Annotated in this window: 16 protein-coding genes; 5 read left to right on the top strand and 11 right to left on the bottom strand. The window is 62.1% G+C overall.

All coding sequences use genetic code 11. The features are described from left to right. Nucleotides 1–30: 30 nt before the first annotated feature. A complete protein-coding gene (locus ACE3SE_RS16340) occupies nucleotides 31–864 on the top strand; it encodes a 4-hydroxyphenylpyruvate dioxygenase family protein (protein ID WP_374556818.1) in 834 nt (277 codons plus the stop codon). Between the two features lies 1 nt (nucleotide 865). After that, nucleotides 866–1,729 (top strand): sugar phosphate isomerase/epimerase family protein, encoded by an 864-nt coding sequence (locus ACE3SE_RS16335; protein ID WP_062791126.1) that lies wholly within the window; start codon nucleotides 866–868, stop codon nucleotides 1,727–1,729. Nucleotides 1,730–1,841: 112 nt separating this feature from the next. On the opposite strand, the gene ACE3SE_RS16330 is transcribed toward ACE3SE_RS16335, so the two are convergent. Further along, nucleotides 1,842–2,759, bottom strand: coding sequence for a LysR family transcriptional regulator (locus tag ACE3SE_RS16330; RefSeq protein WP_374556816.1), 918 nt, complete (start codon nucleotides 2,757–2,759; stop codon nucleotides 1,842–1,844). A gap of 84 nt (nucleotides 2,760–2,843) precedes the next feature. Here ACE3SE_RS16330 and ACE3SE_RS16325 point away from each other — a divergent pair, with 84 nt between their 5' ends. Together ACE3SE_RS16325 and ACE3SE_RS16320 are read left to right on the top strand one after the other, a co-directional pair. Continuing rightward, on the top strand, nucleotides 2,844–3,194 hold the full coding sequence (locus ACE3SE_RS16325; RefSeq protein WP_045844910.1) for a protocatechuate 4,5-dioxygenase subunit alpha: 351 nt from the start codon (nucleotides 2,844–2,846) through the stop codon (nucleotides 3,192–3,194). Nucleotides 3,195–3,196: 2 nt separating this feature from the next. Next, on the top strand, nucleotides 3,197–4,039 hold the full coding sequence (locus ACE3SE_RS16320; RefSeq protein WP_374556814.1) for a class III extradiol dioxygenase family protein: 843 nt from the start codon (nucleotides 3,197–3,199) through the stop codon (nucleotides 4,037–4,039). 279 nt (nucleotides 4,040–4,318) lie between these two features. On the opposite strand, the gene ACE3SE_RS16315 is transcribed toward ACE3SE_RS16320, so the two are convergent. From ACE3SE_RS16315 to ACE3SE_RS16270, 10 genes are all read right to left on the bottom strand, one after another. Further along, complete coding sequence (locus tag ACE3SE_RS16315; RefSeq protein WP_374556812.1) at nucleotides 4,319–5,326, bottom strand: aldo/keto reductase; 1,008 nt, start codon at nucleotides 5,324–5,326, stop codon at nucleotides 4,319–4,321. 200 nt (nucleotides 5,327–5,526) lie between these two features. Next, on the bottom strand, nucleotides 5,527–6,474 hold the full coding sequence (locus tag ACE3SE_RS16310) for a Gfo/Idh/MocA family oxidoreductase (protein ID WP_374556810.1): 948 nt from the start codon (nucleotides 6,472–6,474) through the stop codon (nucleotides 5,527–5,529). 12 nt (nucleotides 6,475–6,486) lie between these two features. After that, nucleotides 6,487–7,368 carry a class III extradiol dioxygenase subunit beta gene (locus ACE3SE_RS16305; RefSeq protein WP_374556808.1) on the bottom strand — a complete coding sequence of 294 codons (882 nt, stop codon included), beginning with the start codon at nucleotides 7,366–7,368 and terminating at the stop codon, nucleotides 6,487–6,489. A 1-nt stretch (nucleotide 7,369) separates the two neighbouring features. Next, entirely contained in the window at nucleotides 7,370–7,813 is a 444-nt protein-coding gene (ligA, locus tag ACE3SE_RS16300) for a protocatechuate 4,5-dioxygenase subunit alpha (RefSeq protein ID WP_374556806.1), read from the bottom strand. Nucleotides 7,814–7,822: 9 nt separating this feature from the next. Next, nucleotides 7,823–8,755 (bottom strand): amidohydrolase family protein, encoded by a 933-nt coding sequence (locus ACE3SE_RS16295; RefSeq protein WP_045844904.1) that lies wholly within the window; start codon nucleotides 8,753–8,755, stop codon nucleotides 7,823–7,825. A 10-nt stretch (nucleotides 8,756–8,765) separates the two neighbouring features. Beyond that, nucleotides 8,766–9,449, bottom strand: coding sequence for a 4-carboxy-4-hydroxy-2-oxoadipate aldolase/oxaloacetate decarboxylase (ligK, locus tag ACE3SE_RS16290; RefSeq protein ID WP_062791132.1), 684 nt, complete (start codon nucleotides 9,447–9,449; stop codon nucleotides 8,766–8,768). A gap of 39 nt (nucleotides 9,450–9,488) precedes the next feature. Then, nucleotides 9,489–10,514, bottom strand: a complete 1,026-nt coding sequence (locus tag ACE3SE_RS16285) for an amidohydrolase family protein (protein WP_374556803.1) — start codon at nucleotides 10,512–10,514, stop codon at nucleotides 9,489–9,491. Further along, nucleotides 10,511–11,617, bottom strand: a complete 1,107-nt coding sequence (locus tag ACE3SE_RS16280; RefSeq protein WP_374556801.1) for a 4-oxalomesaconate tautomerase — start codon at nucleotides 11,615–11,617, stop codon at nucleotides 10,511–10,513. The genes ACE3SE_RS16285 and ACE3SE_RS16280 overlap by 4 nt, the downstream gene beginning before the upstream one ends. Nucleotides 11,618–11,751: 134 nt before the next feature. Then, nucleotides 11,752–12,531, bottom strand: coding sequence for an IclR family transcriptional regulator (locus tag ACE3SE_RS16275; RefSeq protein WP_045844901.1), 780 nt, complete (start codon nucleotides 12,529–12,531; stop codon nucleotides 11,752–11,754). Nucleotides 12,532–12,665: 134 nt separating this feature from the next. Continuing rightward, entirely contained in the window at nucleotides 12,666–14,237 is a 1,572-nt protein-coding gene (locus tag ACE3SE_RS16270) for a methyl-accepting chemotaxis protein (protein WP_374556799.1), read from the bottom strand. Between the two features lie 175 nt (nucleotides 14,238–14,412). Here ACE3SE_RS16270 and ACE3SE_RS16265 point away from each other — a divergent pair, with 175 nt between their 5' ends. Further along, nucleotides 14,413–15,078 (top strand): HAD-IA family hydrolase, encoded by a 666-nt coding sequence (locus ACE3SE_RS16265; RefSeq protein WP_374556798.1) that lies wholly within the window; start codon nucleotides 14,413–14,415, stop codon nucleotides 15,076–15,078. The last annotated feature ends 508 nt before the right edge of the window (nucleotides 15,079–15,586 follow it).

The raw sequence follows: 15,586 nt of genomic DNA, 5'->3' as shown, positions 1-15,586 counted from the left end.
AACCCGCAGCCCTTACCAGACAGGTTCCCCATGTCCGACACCCTTCCCTTTAGCAGCCGGTCCAACCCCATGGGCACGGACGGCATTGAATTTGTTGAATTTGCCACCACCGATCCGACAGCCCTTGGCCAGCTGCTGCGGGCCATGGGTTTTCGCTGTACCGCCCGGCACCGTTCCAAACAGGTGCTGCTGTACCGTCAGGGCGATATCAACTTCATCGTCAATGCCGAGCCGGACAGCTTTGCCCAGCATTACGCCCAGCAGCGCGGCCACAGCATTTGCGCCATTGCGCTGCGGGTGAAGGATGCACGCGCAGCCACCTTGCGCGCCCGCGAACTGGGGGCATGGGAAGTGGATATGGGCACCGGGGTGATGGAATTGCACATTCCGGCTTTCCAGGGTGTGGGCGGTTCGCTGCTCTATCTGGTAGACCGCTATGGCGAGCACTCCATTTACGATGTGGACTTCCTGCCGCTGAACGCGGATAGCCAGGCTACGGATGCCGGACTGAACCGCATCAGCCTGCTGACCCAGAGCATGCCGGGCGAGCGCATTGGCGACTGGCAGGACTTCTACCAGCACCTGTTCGGTTTTGCCGAATCCGCCAGTGACAGCACCGCCGACAGCCGCCTGCTGCTAAGCCCTTGCGGCAAGATCCAGCTGCGCTTGCAGGCCGCCTTACTTGAAAATGGCATCAGCGAGGGCATGACCGGCGTCACGCTGGCCAGCCATGACATGGCCCTCACCCGCCAGCAGCTGCAACAACAGGGACTGGGCCTGTCCGGCCCGAATCAGCTGGTCCGGCACGCGCTGGAGCATGCCGGCTTGCTGCAATTTGCCATCAGTAACGAACAGGGGAACTGACATGGACGCCAGCCGCTTTGCCATTGATACCGCCCCCTTGCAGGGCAAGCTGCAAGACAAGCTGCAGGCCATGTCCGCCGCCGGTTTCTCCCGCCTCACGCTGTGGGCGCAGGACCTGATGAACGAACAGGAAGGCGGCCTGGCACAAACCGTGCGTACGGTGCGCCACAGCGGCATGAAGGTGATCGGCTTCGAGGCGCTGCGCGACTTCGAAGGCATGAGCGGCCGTTTTCTGGAATACAAGATAGACCTGGCCAAAACCATGATGCGCATGATGCAGCAGGTGGGGGCCGAACTGCTGGTGGTATCGGCCACCACCTCGCCCAATGCGGTGGGCGACCTGGAAACCACCGCCGCCCATCTGCGCCTGCTGTCCACGCTGGCCACGCCCCTGGGCATCCGCATCGGCTTCGAGCCGCTGGCCTGGGGCCGTTATGTGCACGACTACCACGCGGCATGGCAGGTGGTGGAAATGGTGAACCGGCAGAACGTGGGCCTGGTGTTGGACAGTTTCCACCTGTTTGCCCGTGGCATTCCGCTGGACGACCTGTACCGCATCCCCATGCACAAGCTGTTTCTGGTGCAGTTGTCCGATGCCATGAGCGACTACCTGCCGCTGCTGGAAGAAATGGTGCACATCTCGCGTCACCAGCGCTCCTTCCCCGGCGAAGGCGTGCACAGCATGGCAGTGGTGGACATGCTGGTGCGGCTGGAAATGGCCGGTTATCAGGGCAATTACGCCTTTGAAGTGGCCAATGACGAATTCCTCACCCAGGACGCGCACAGCGTGGCCAGCCGCGCCGCCCGTTCGGTGGACTGGCTGTGCCGCACCGTCAGCCAGCGCCTGCAGGACAGCGGCTGCTAAGCGCGGCTGACAAAAGCCCTGCTGCTGGGTTGCGCCTCCTGGCCCTGCTTTTATGTACGGTCGGCGTCGGCGCGATTTTGTTAGCCGCGCTGAGTCATTCCAGAAAGAAGTATCAGCCCGGCAGCTGTGCCGCCAGCGCCTGCTGCGTCACCTGTTCCAGCCGCTGGCGCAGCCAGATGTGCAACGGATCGTGGCGATGGCGCTGGTGCCATACCAGATACATCGGCATGTCCGGGCAAGGAAGCGGCGGCGCGCAACTGGCCAGCCCCGCCAGCAGATTGCTGGCCAGCAAGCCCGGCAAAGTAGCCAGCCGGGCACTGCCCTGCACAAAGGGCGCGATACCGGCAAAACCGGGCAGCCAGGCAGTAATGCGCCGCCTTACCCCCTGCCCGGCCAGAAAATCATCAATATCCAGCATGCGCGGTGGCGTATAGCCCACCGTGACATGTACGGCCGCCAGATAGTCGTCCAGACTGGCCGGTGCCGCGCGGCAGCCTGCGTCGTAAAACACCCGGTAGTGATCGGCAAACAGCCGCTTTTGCACGATGTCGCTGCCATCCGGCGGGCGCGGGGTAATCACCAGATCACATTCGTCGCTGCGCAGCATCTCCACCGTGGGGATGCCGGAAGGCAACACCCTTAGCGACACGCCCGGCGCTTCGGCCTGCAACAGGTTCAGCAGGCGCGGCAGCAGCAAATCCCGTTGCAAATCGTTGGCGGCAATGCTGATGGTGCGCTGCAAACGGGCCGGATCAAAACTGGCGGCACTGACAAAGCGGCGCATGTCTTCCAGCAGGCTGCGCGCATGCTGGGCCAGCGCCTCGGCCCGTACCGTGGGCGAGATGCCACGGCCGGACTTCACAAACAGCGGGTCGTCCACAATCAGCCGCAGCTTGTCCAGCGCATGGCTGACTGCGGACTGGGTCATGTCCAGCCGCTCTGCCGCACGGGTGACCGAGCGTTCTTCCATCACCGTCAGCAGTAATTGCAGCAGCCGGCCATCCAGCTGCAAATGATCGAAATTTTTCATGTATGCCATCCGGTTTACCGCATTTATCTCCATACCGCAAACAGGGACACTGAACTCACCAGAATCAACAAGGGAGAACAAGTGATGGCGGAGCAACAACGCGTTTCCATTCCGGGAACCACCCTGTTTGACGACATTCAGGCGCAGAAGGGTTATGCCCTCAACAAGATGTGCTTTTCCTTCAACGACAAGGCCAACCGCGACGCTTTCAAGGCCGACGAAGCCGCCTACTGCGCCCGCTTCGGCCTGACCGCGCCGCAACTGGCTGCGGTACAAAGCCGCAATGTGCTGCAACTGATTGCCGCTGGCGGCAATGTTTACTATCTGGCCAAGTTTGCCGGCATCTTCGGCCTGGACGTGCAGGACATCGGTGCCCAGCAAACCGGCATGAGCAAAGACGAATTCAAACAGAAACTCCTGAACGCGGGACAATAATCATGGCAAAAATCGTAGGCAGCATCGTTACCTCCCACGTTCCGGCCATCGGCCGTGCCATTGCCGGCAATCTGCAGAACGAACCGTACTGGAAGCCGTTCTTTGACGCCTTCCCGCCCATCCATCGCTGGCTGGATGAAGTAAAACCCGATGTCGCCGTGGTGGTGTACAACGACCATGGCCTGAATTTCTTCCTGGACAAGATGCCCACCTTCTCGGTTGGTGCTGCGCCGGAATACCGCAATGCCGACGAAGGCTGGGGCATTCCCACCCTGCCGCCGTTTACTGGTGACACCGAGCTGTCCTGGCACCTCATCAATCAGCTGGTGAACAAGGAATTCGACCTCACCACCTGTCAGGAAATGCTGGTGGACCATGCCTTCACCCTGCCCTTGAAACTGCTGTGGCCGCAAGAAGGCGCCTGCCCGATCAAGGTGGTGCCGGTGTGCATCAACACCGTGCAGTTCCCCATTCCGTCGGCCAGCCGCTGCTACAAGCTGGGCGAGGCCATTGGCGAAGCCATTGCTGCCTGGGATTCCGACACCCGCGTGGTGGTGATCGGCACCGGCGGCCTGTCGCACCAGCTGGATGGCGAACGCGCCGGTTTCATCAACAAGCCCTTCGACCTGCAATTCATGCAAAGCCTGGTGGACAAGCCCAAGTGGGCCACCCAGTACACGGTGGAGCAACTGGTGGAGCATACCGGCTCGCAAGGCATCGAGCTGCTGATGTGGCTTGCTGCCCGCGCCACCATCAAGGGTGATGTGCGCGCACTGCAAAACACCTACCATCTGCCGATTTCCAACACCGCTGCCGGTGTGATGTTGCTGGAACCGGTTGCCTGAGGACCGACCGCAAGCCGCCCCGCTGGCTGGCACACGCTGTCAGCCGGGCCGGCAGGTCTCAAAACCACACACTGTTGTCAGCATTTCTCCTCCTTCGCTGAGCACCCGGCCTTGTGCCGGGTTCTTTTTTGCCCCTGCCCTGTCAGCTGAAGAAGTTGAAGAAGGCGATACAGCGTTAGCCACTGCTTTACAGGCAAAAAAAGGCCGACAGGAACACCCCGTCGGCATGGGTTCACACCCCAGATGGAAGCAATGGTGTGGTCATCTCCTGTCCGGCTATCAGGCTGACTGAACAGAAACGCCAAATTCTTCGGTGTCGATTTCCTGCTGGGTGGCGGCGTTGTAGCGTGCACCGCTCACGGTGTTTTCATTGACGATGGCGTCCAGACGGGTCAGCACTTCCATGTCCAGCGTCACCGTGTCGGCCGACAGGTTTTCCTGCAGATGTACCACATTGCTGGTGCCCGGAATCGGAATCACCTGCTCGCTTTGCGCCAGCAGCCAGCCCATGGCCAGCTGGGCCAGGGTAAAGCCGGTTTCGGTGGCCAGCCCCTGCAATGCATCCAAGAGGCGCAGGTTGCGTCTAAAGTGCTCGGCCTGAAAGCGCGGCATGGCGCGGCGGATGTCGTTGGCGGCAAAACCGGACGGGTCGCGCACGCCGCCCGCCAGGAAGCCACGGCCCAGCGGGCTGAAGGCCACCAGCGCCACTTGTTGCTCGCGGCAGGCATCCAGCAGCGCAATTTCCGGATTGCGCGTCCACAAGGAGTATTCGCTCTGTACTGCGGCAATCGGGTGCACCGCCTGCGCGCGGGCCAGCGTGGCAGCAGAAACCTCGGACAGGCCGATGCTGCGGATCTTGCCCGCGGCCACCAGATCAGCCAGCGCACCAACCGAATCCTCAATCGGCACCTGGCGGTCCCAGCGGTGCAAGTAGTAGAGGTCAATCACATCGGTTTGCAGACGGCGCAGGCTGTCCTCGCAGGTCTGGCGCAGGGTGTCCGGCCGGCCGTCTATCACCCGTTTGCCTTCCACCCCGGTCATGCCGCACTTGCTGGTGAGCACAATCTGCTGGCGATGCGGCTTCAATACACGACCCACCAGCTCTTCATTGGCACCAAAGCCGTACAGCGCGGCGGTATCAAACAGGGTGACGCCTGCATCCAGCGCCGCCAGCAATACCTGGCCGCCCTGCTCGGCAGACGGTGGCACGCCATAAGCGTGACTGAGATTCATGCAGCCAAGGCCGATGGCAGAAACGGTAAACGGGCCAAGCTGTCGCTGTTTCATGGAACTGTCCTTGCACTGTCTGACGGGGACCCTGCAAGAAAAAGACAAGGTCAGCCGGTTCTGGTGAACCGGACTGCCTTGTTCAGGAGGGTCGCTTACAAAGGGATTTCAAACGATATTTCAAAAGAAACTAATCAAATCAAGAGCTGCCAAGAAAAAAGCGAAGTTTCCCTGGGGTGCAGCTTTTTGTCAGCTGCGCCTCACACCAGCTGCTGCTCCAGCGCGTGCAGCACCTGATAGCACGGCAACACCTGACTCAGGCTGGAGTTGGGTTCGCGGCCTTCGCGGATGGCGGCAAAGAATTCGCGGTCCTGCAGTTCGATGCCGTTCATCGATACGGCCACATGCGATACGTCGATCTTCTCTTCCTTGCCGTTCACCAGATCGTCGTAGCGGGCAATATAGGTGCCGGTGTCGCCGATATAGCGGAAGAAAGTCCCCAGCGGGCCGTCGTTGTTGAAGGACAGGCTGAGCGTGCAGATGGCACCGTTGGCCGCCTTCAGCTGGATGGACATGTCCATGGCGATGCCCAGGGTGGGGTGGATCGGGCCCTGGATAGCGTTGGCCTTCACGATGGGGCTGCCAGCCTGATAGGCGAACAGGTCCACGGTGTGGGCAGCGTGGTGCCACAGCAGGTGGTCGGTCCAGCTGCGCGGCTGGCCCAGCGCGTTCATGTTGGTGCGGCGGAAGAAGTAGGTCTGCACATCCATCTGCTGGATGTTGAACTCGCCTGCCGTGATCTTCTTGTGCACCCACTGGTGGCTGGGGTTGAAGCGGCGGGTGTGGCCGCACATGGCCACCAGGCCGGTTTCCTGTTGCAGCGCGGCGGCGGCTTCGGCACCGGCCAGGGTGTCGGCCAGCGGAATTTCCACCTGCACGTGCTTGCCAGCCTTGAGGCAGGCTGCGGTTTGCCCGGCGTGCATCTGGGTGGGCGTACACAGGATGACAGCGTCCACTTCCTTGATGGCCAGGGTTTCGTTCAGGTCATCCGTGACATGGGCCACGCCGTATTTGTCCGCCACTTCGCGGGTTTTGGCCAGGTCGCGGCCAATCAGCGATACCACTTCCACATCGGCAATGTTCTTGATGCCGTCCAGATGCTTGATGCCGAACGCGCCTGCGCCAGCCAGTGCTACTTTGATTGTCATGACAGGGATTCCTTATTCCTTGTTTTCCAGAATGGCGTGACCCACGGCGGTATTGGAAGCCGGGACATGATAGAAACGGTGCGTCACCTGCGGCAGCGGGCCACTGCGCTCCCCGTTGTTCACGTCGGCCATCGCGCCGCGGGCAATCAGCCACATCACCAGTTCGATACCTTCGCTGCCGGCTTCACGCACATAGTCGATATGCGGCACCTGGGCGCAGGCCACCGGGTCGTTGATCATCAGGTCCAGCCAGTTGTTGTCCCACTCGCGGTTGATCAGCCCGGCGCGTGCACCCTGCAACTGATGGCTCATGCCGCCGGTGCCCCAGATATGCACATTGAGGTCTTCGTCAAAGCTCTCCACCGCCTTGCGGATGGCCTGACCCAGCGCAAAGCAGCGCTGGCCGGACGGCACCGGGTACTGCACCACGTTGACGGCAAACGGAATCACCGGGCAGGGCCAGGCGTCCTTCACCGGGTCCAGCTCGCCGCACATCAGCGACAGCGGCACGGTGAGGCCGTGGTCCACGTCCATCTTGTTGACGATGGTGAGGTCGAAATCCTGCTGGATCACGCTTTGCGCAATATGGCTGGCCAGCGCCGGATGCCCCTTCACCACCGGCACCGGGCGTGCGCCCCAGCCTTCGTCGGCCGGTTTGTACTCGGCAGCCGTGCCAATGGCGAAGGTGGGAATCATGTCCAGGCTGAAGGCGGTGGCGTGGTCGTTGTACACCAGGAAAATCACGTCCGGCTTGTTGTCCTTCATCCATTGCCTGGAGAAGTCATAACCGGCAAACAGCGGCTTCCAGTAGTCTTCCTGCGTCTTGTGCAGGTCCATGGCCACACCGATGGCCGGCACGTGGGAGGTATAAACGGATGCGGTAATGCGTGCCATATCAGTTGCTTTCCTTTTTACCAGCAGCGCCTTGCGGCTGGCGGTGCGGCTGGGCGTCGCCGTCTTCACCGATGTAACGGTTGCCTTCCACCGAACGGCCACCGGCCAGCATCATGTTGCGGTATTCCTCTTCGCTCATGCCGGTCATGGAGCCGGCCATCTGCTGGAAGCTCTTGCCGTCGGTGGCACCAATGCGCGCCAGGAAGTAGATATTGCCGCCAAGCGCCATGCAGCGGTTGAGGTCGCGCGCCATCACCGCCTGCTTTTGCTCTTCGGTCATGGCCCATTCATCGAGATAAGCCCGTTCGTCGGCCAGAAAGCGGGCGCGGTTTTCCGCCTTCATCAGGCTGGTGCAGAACTGGTTCAGCCAGTAGCCCAGGCGGCTTTGCTCGGCATCGAAAATGATGGTGCCGGGCACGTCTTTATACGGTTTGTCCAGTGCCATGCAGGCTCCTCAGCATTCTTCCGGCCAGTACAGGCGCATGGGGTTGGTGACCAGCAGCTGTTGCTGCAATTGCGGCGTCGGCGCGATATGGGGGATGAAATCCACCAGCAGGCCGTCGTCCGGCATATGGTCTTTCAGATTGGGGTGTGGCCAGTCGGTACCCCACAGCACGCGGTCGGGGAAGGTTTCCACCAGTTTGCGGGCAAACGGAATCACGTCGTGGTAGGCATGGCGTTCGCCATCCAGCGCTTTGGGGCCGGTCACGCTCAGGCGTTCCGGGCAGCTGACCTTGGACCAGATATTGTCATGTTCGCGCATCAGTTTCACGAACAATTCAAACTGCGGCCCGTCCACCGGCAGGCTGACATCCGGCCGGCCCATGTGGTCCACCACCACGGTGGTGGGCAGGTTGGTGAAGAAGTCCCACAGCTCCGGCAGGTCCTGCGCCTCGAAATACACCACGATATGCCAGCCCAGCTTGGCAATGCGGCTGGCAATTTCCATCAGCTCGTCCTTGGGGGTGAAATCCACCAGCCGCTTGACGAAGTTGAAACGCACGCCGCGCACACCGGCCTCGTGCAGGCTTTGCAGCTCTTCATCCGTTACTGCGCGCCTGACGGTGGCCACGCCACGCGCCTTGCCCTTGCTGGCACGGCAGGCATCCACCATGGCGCGGTTGTCGGCACCGTGGCAGGTGGCCTGCACAATCACATTGCGGGCAAAGCCCAGATGGTCGCGCAGGGCAAACAGATCAGCCTTGCTGGCATCACACGGGGTGTATTTGCGTTCCGGCGCATAGGGGAATTCCGCCCCCGGGCCAAATACGTGACAGTGGGCATCCACCGCGCCAGCCGGCAGGGTGAAGGCCGGTTTGGCCGGGCCGTCAAACCAGTCCAGCCAGCCTGCGGTCTTGCTGAAGTCGCCACTTACGGGTTTGCTCATGCTGTCGTCCTCAGTCGATATAACGCAGACCGGCCTTGGCCAGTGGCTCGCGCATTGCATACATGTCCAGACCCAGCACGCCGGAAGCCAGCCTGGTGCGTTTCTCGCCTTCAAACGACTCGCGCTTTTGCGCCGCCGCCAGGGTTTCCACCGCACGGGCAGCCGGTACGCACACCACGCCGTCGTCGTCCGCCACAATCACATCGCCCGGATGCACCAGCATGCCGGCGCAGACAACGGGAATATTCACCGAGCCCAGCGTGGCCTTGATGGTGCCTTTGCTGCTGATGGCGCGGCTCCATACCGGGAAGTCCATTTCCTGCAGGGTTTTGACGTCGCGCACACCGGCGTCGATGATCAGCGCCCGTGCACCGCGTGCCTGGAAGCTGGTGGCCAGCAGGTCGCCAAAGTAGCCGTCGGTACATTCCGAGGTGACGCCTGCCACCACGATGTCACCGGGCTGAATCTGTTCTGCCGCCACGTGCAGCATCCAGTTGTCGCCTGGTTGCAGTAACACGGTGACGGCGGTGCCGGACACCTGCTTGCCCGGGTAGATGGGGCGCATATAGGGCTTGAGCAGGCCGACGCGGCCCATGGCTTCGTGCACGGTGGCCGAGCCCAGCGCTGCCAGAGCATCGGCAGCAGCGCGGTCGGCGCGGGTGATGTTGCGGTATACCACTCCGAGTTCGTACATGGTGTTGTCTTTCCTGTTCTGTTTTCTGGGCTGACCGACTTACAAGCCGCGGGCTTTCAGGGCGGCATCCAGTCGCGGATACACCCGACGGGCATTGCCTTCAAAGATTTGCTGCCGCTCGGCATCCGTCAGCGCTGCCGCTTCGATGTAGCGCTTGGTGTCGTCGTAGTAGTGGCCGGTTTCCGGGTCGATGCCGCGTACCGCGCCGATCATTTCGCTGGCAAACAACACGTTGTCCACCGGAATGACACGGGTCAGCAGGTCGATGCCCGGCTGGTGGTAGACGCAGGTGTCAAAGAAGATGTTGTTGAGCAGGTGGTCCTTGAGCAGCGGCTTTTTCATTTCCTGCGCCAGCCCGCGGAAGCGGCCCCAGTGGTACGGCACTGCACCGCCACCGTGCGGGATGACAAAGCGCAGCGTGGGGAAGTCCGTAAACAGGTCGGAGGTCAGGCATTGCATGAAGGCGGTGGTGTCGGCGTTCAGGTAGTGCGCGCCGGTGGTGTGGAAGGCACAGTTACAGCTGGTGGACACATGCACCATGGCCGGGATGTCGTACTCCACCATTTTTTCGTAGATGGGGTACCAGTGGCGGTCGGACAGCGGCGGGCTGGTCCAGTGGCCGCCGGACGGGTCCGGGTTGAGGTTGATGCCGACAAAGCCGTAGTCCTTGATGCAGCGTTCCAGCTCCGGGATGGAGGTGGCCGGATCGACACCGGGCGACTGCGGCAGCATGGCCGCGCCGATGAAATTGTCGGGAAACAGCTGGCTGACGCGGTAGCACAGCTCGTTGCAGATGGCCGCCCAGGTGGAGGACGTGTTGAAGTCCCCGATGTGGTGGGCCATGAAGCTGGCGCGCGGGCTGAAGATGGTGAGGTCGGAGCCGCGCTGCTTCATCAGGTGCAGCTGGTTGCTCTCGATGGTGTCGCGCAGCTCGTCGTCGGAGATCTTCAACTCGGACGGTTTGGGGCCCAGTTCCGGGGTGGAGAGGTTGTCGATCTGGCGTTTGCGCCAGTCTTCCAGCGCCTTGGGGGCGGTGGTGTAGTGGCCGTGGATGTCGATGATCATGCTTGCTGTCCTTTCCAGATGGCGGAGGGAATCATGACCTCTCCGCGCATGATGAGCCGTGCGGTGCGCAGCAGCGCTGCGCGGATGACGTTTTGCGGGTTTGCCGGGTCCAGCTCCAGGTCCACCGAGAATTCGCCGGTGGGGTGTTCCACCGACACCAGATGACGCAGGCCGGCCTGCATCTGTGCGATGCCCTGGGTGACCGAGCCTTCCAGCACGCAGGCGGTGCCGACCGTCACTGCCGCCAGCACGCCGATGGCGTCGTGGCAGACGTGGGGGATGAAACAACGGGTGCTGATGCTGCCGCCCTCACGCGGCGGGGCAACCAGGCACATCTTGGGATAGGTTTTCTTGCTGACATCGCCCAGGCCCATCAGATGGCCGCATTGCAGGCGCAGCGCTTCCAGCCGGGTTTTCAGCTCGGTATCGGCATTCAGTTCGGCCACGCTTTCGTAACCGCTGCGGCCAACATCGGCAGCGCGCAGCATCACCAGCGGCATGCCGTTGTCGATACAGGTGATTTCCAGCGCGCCCACGCCTTCCAGCTGCACCACATCCTTCACCTTGCCGGTGGGCAACAGGCCGGAGCACACCGAACCGGCGGTATCCAGAAAGTTGATGGTGATGGGCGAGGCGCTGCCGGGCACGCCGTCGATGCGGGCTTCGCCGTCGTAGCGCATCTGGCCGCCCGGCGTTTGTACCGTCACGTCACACTGCATGCCGGTATTGAGGGTGAGCACGCGGAAGGTGCTGGTTTCACCCTGCGCCGTCACCAGGCCGCGCTCCAGCGCAAAAGGCACCACCGCTGCCAGCATGTTGCCGCAGTTGGGCGTGGTATCCACCGTGTCCTTGTCCGGCTGCAACTGGGCAAACAGGAAGTCCAGGTCCACGCCGGGCTGACTCCCGCGGGAAATGATGCCGACCTTGCTGGTCAGCGGGTGTGCTCCACCCAGGCCGTCAATCTGGCGGCGGTCGGGAGAGCCCATGACAGCGAGCAGCACACGGTCGCGCAATGCCTGATCCTGCGGCAGGTCGTCTGCCAGGAAGAAGGGCCCGCGTGAGGTACCGCCACGCATGAACAGAGTCGGGATAGAGGTTTGCATGCGAGGATTGTGTTCCCGCGCCATGCATTAAAAAAGAGCACTATCGCTCTATCAGATATAACACTTTGCTATACATCGAGCCCATGAATGGCAATGGCCCGACAAGCGGGCCATGTATGGAAAAACAGCGCAAATCAGGACTTGAAGTACAACGAGCCCAGCGAGGCTTCACCCAGTTCGCGTGCGGCATCCTGCAACAGGCTGCCCAGCTCCGGCAGGCGTTCGGCCGGAATGCGGCTGGTGGGGCCGGCCAGTGTCACCACGCCCACCACCTTCTGGTTGAGCGGGTTGATGATGGGCGCGGCCAGCGAGGTCATGCCCGGTTCGTAGCTGTCCACCGCCACTGCATGGCCACGCTTGCGGGTGGCATGCAGCACCTCGAGGAAGGCGGCAATGGTGCGCGGCGCATTGGGGCCGTAGTCGTGGCCATTGCCAAAGCCCTGCCGGGCGACAATCTGCAAGGCCTGTTCATCGTCCAGCCGGGAGAGCCAGGCCGGGCCGCTGGCGGTGCAGAACAGCGGCGGGTTGCTGCCCATGTCCGGGTCGTAGCGCAGGCCGGAGCGTGCGCCCTGCGCCTTGGCCACAAAGGTGATCAACTCGTTTTCGATGATGCCCAGCCGCGCCAGCTCGCCCGAGCTGCGCGCCAGGTTTTCCAGAATGGGTTGCGACACATCAGCCACGCCGCTGGTGGACAGGTAGATCAGCCCCAGCGAAACCAGCTTGAGCGATAGCTGGTATTCGCCCTTCTCTGCATGCTGGCGCACATAGCCTTGCTCGATCAGCATGGCCAGCAGCCGGTGCGCACCACTGCGCGGCATGTTGAGGGTGTCGGCAATGACATGCAGCGGCAGTTGCCCGCCATTACGGGCCAGCAATTCCAGGATTGCCAGCGAACGCTCCATACTGCCTGCCATGTCGTTTCTCCTTGCTGAGTGGTTCCGGATTTGAACACAGTTCAATTTGACCAGCAAGCCGCCCTGCCTGCGCCTTGCCCGTCCCGGAAGCGGTCACACCTGGAAACGGGCAACCGACTGGTGCAAGGCTTCGGTCAGTTGCTCCAGCCGTGCCACATGCTCGCATGCCTGTGCCACCACGTGGCTGGACTCCTCCATGCGGCCGGATATCTGCTCGATATTCTGCGCCACGCTATTGCTGGCCTGGCTTTGCTCGGTGGTGGCAGTGGCAATGCTGCGCACCTTGTCCAGCGCCTGGGCCGATGCGCTGTTGATCTGCTGCAGCGCATCCCCGGCCTGAGCCGCCATCTGCACCCCATTGCCACCTGCGGTGCCATGGCCTGCATGCCCTGCACCACGGCAGCGGTATCCGCATGCACCGCCTGTACCGTGCTGGCTATCTGCGCGGTGGCGGTGCTGGTGCGCTCGGCCAGCTTGCGCACTTCGTCCGCCACCACGGCAAAGCCACGGCCCTGCTCGCCCGCGCGGGCGGCCTCGATGGCGGCGTTAAGCGCCAACAGATTGGTCTGGTCGGCAATATCGCGAATCACGCTGGCAATATCGCCAATCTGATCAGTACGCTGTTCCAGCGAGCCAATCAGCCGCGAAGCATCATTCACCTGGCTGGCAGCACGGCTGATTTCTTCACCGGCATGCAGCACCAGTGCCGCGCCACGCTCGGCCAGCGTGGCGGCCCGGCCGGAATTGTCCTCGGTTTCCCGCGCGCCCTGAGAGATATGGTCGACACTGACCGCCAGTTGCTCGATGGCCGCAGCACTGGAAGCAATGGCAGCGGAACTCAGGCGCGAGGCGTCGTTGATCTGCGCCATCTGCATGGCCAGATGATGCGACAGCTGCCCCACCTGACTGGCATTGGCCTGTATGCCGCCAATCAGCCCGCGCAGATTGCCCTGCATCAGCGCGATGGAGGCCATCAGGCTACCCGCAGGGGCAGTTGCATCCAGTGACTGGTTCAGCTTGCCATCGGCTATCTCCCCAGCCAGCCGGGCCGCCAGTTCCGGCTCGCCGCCCAGTGCGCGGTAAATCTTGCGCGCCATCCACACCGCCACCGCACCAATGGCGACAAACAACAACAGCCCGGTCAGCATGTAGCGCAGCGCCGCCTGCCAGAAGGCGGCCTGGATGTCATCCGTCCAGGCTCCAAAGCCGATCACCCAGTCCCAGCCGTCAATGCGGGTGACGCCGTTGATTTTCAGCACCTCGTCACTGCCGCCGGGCTTCACCACCATCAGCTCGACAAAGCCGATGTCCTGCGTGGCCAGCACATCAAGATAGCGGTTGAAATCATGCCGGCCATCTGGCAGCTGCTTGCCGAAATCCACCTGCCCCACGCCCTTGTCACCGGGCAATACCAGACCCAGCGCACCGGTGGTACGCGCCCACAGATACAGGCTTTTCTGGTAGCGCATGCTGCGCAAGGCATCGATGGCACGGCGCTGTGCCTCGGCACGGCTCAGCTGCCCGCCCTGCTCCAGCTGCTGAAAGTGCTTTACCTGCTGCGCCGCCAGCGTCAGCACGGTACGAATGGCTTCATGGCGTTGTTCCAGCATGGTGCTGCGCAGCGACAGCAGGCCCATGACGGCCAGCAACAGCCCGCCCGCTGCCGCCAGCCCCACAATCAGCCCCAGCCGTGTTGAAAGTTTCATGTTTCGTCTCCTCCTTGTTGTATGCAGCGCCGTCCGGGCTGTGCCATCATCATTGCCCTGTGCCGGACATGCGCTGGCGCACCATTCTGGTGACTTGCATCCATGAGAAGTAGTCGACCCGGCCACTAGCAGTTATAACAAGCTGCTATGACTGACCCTTGCAGGAGACCGACAGGTGTTTAAGATCGAGGCGGTGATATTTGATTGCGATGGCACGCTGGTGGATAGCGAAAGCCTGTCCGCGCGGCTGATCGGGCGCATCCTGCAACAGCATGGCCATGCACTGGATGAAGCCACCATCCTGCAGCATTTCCGTGGCCGGCCTTATGCGCGCTTTCTGGACGACATCAGCCAGCACTTTCCGCAACTGGACCGTGAATTGTTCAGCCGTCAGTTCCGTGAGCAAAGCCTGCCACTGCTGGCAAGCGAACTGGACACCATGCCCGGCGCGCATGATTTGCTGGCCGCACTGCAACTGCCGCGCTGCATAGCCTCCAACGGCCCGCGCGAAAAGATAGAAACCAGCCTTAACAGCACCGGGCTGAAACCCTATTTTGGCGACGCCATCATCAGTGCCTATGAAGTCAATGCCTGGAAGCCGGACCCGGCGCTGATTCACCATGCGCTACGCCTGCTTGGCGTAGCCGCTGCCGATTGCCTGCTGGTGGAAGACAGCGCCTCCGGCATTGCCGCCGGACTCGCCGCCGGCGTGGCCGTGGCAGGCGTACACCTGCATGAGGACACCGCCGCCTGCTTTGCCGGGCAGATTGCCATCTTCCCCGGCCTGCCCCAGCTGGCTGCGGCATTGGGTTTGCCGGTTGGCAGCAGTAGCGCCCGCTAGCACAACAAACATCGCCCCCACGCCCTCAGGCTGCCCCCACCCGGCAGTCCATTACCCCTCGGCTGATATCAATCACTAGCAAGGACAGGGCTGCACATGCCCCCTTGTCTGCCGTGCATCTGCCCGCCCTGCATTTGCCTGGCCTCATTGCGCGTCGTCACCGACATCGCCCCCATCACCATGATTACGTCTTTTGATCAGGACGGCCGGTAAAACTGGCTGAACAGACATTGCCGGTCACAGGCTCGCCCGGTGTAATGCCCGATCCATTTCCACCGGCACGAAGGGTCACCACGGCATGGCAGCACCTGCAAACCAAACACAGCAACGCTTGTTACCACCCTGGCAATGCCTCCCTTGTCAGGCAACGCGCAGCACCATCTGACCCACCCCAGGCCCCAGCCCATGCGTAACCCCTACCAGCTCACCTTCCCCACCCGTTTCCAGCTCGCACCGTCCGTGCATTCCTTTCAGCTTGAAGAAGCACTGGACAGCCCTTACCACCTCA

Origin of the sequence: Aquitalea pelogenes (assembly GCF_041914625.1) — a bacterium.
GTDB lineage: Bacteria > Pseudomonadota > Gammaproteobacteria > Burkholderiales > Chromobacteriaceae > Aquitalea > Aquitalea pelogenes.
The sequence above is the reverse complement of the archived record's forward strand: the minus strand, read 5'-3'. Positions and strand labels throughout refer to the sequence as shown.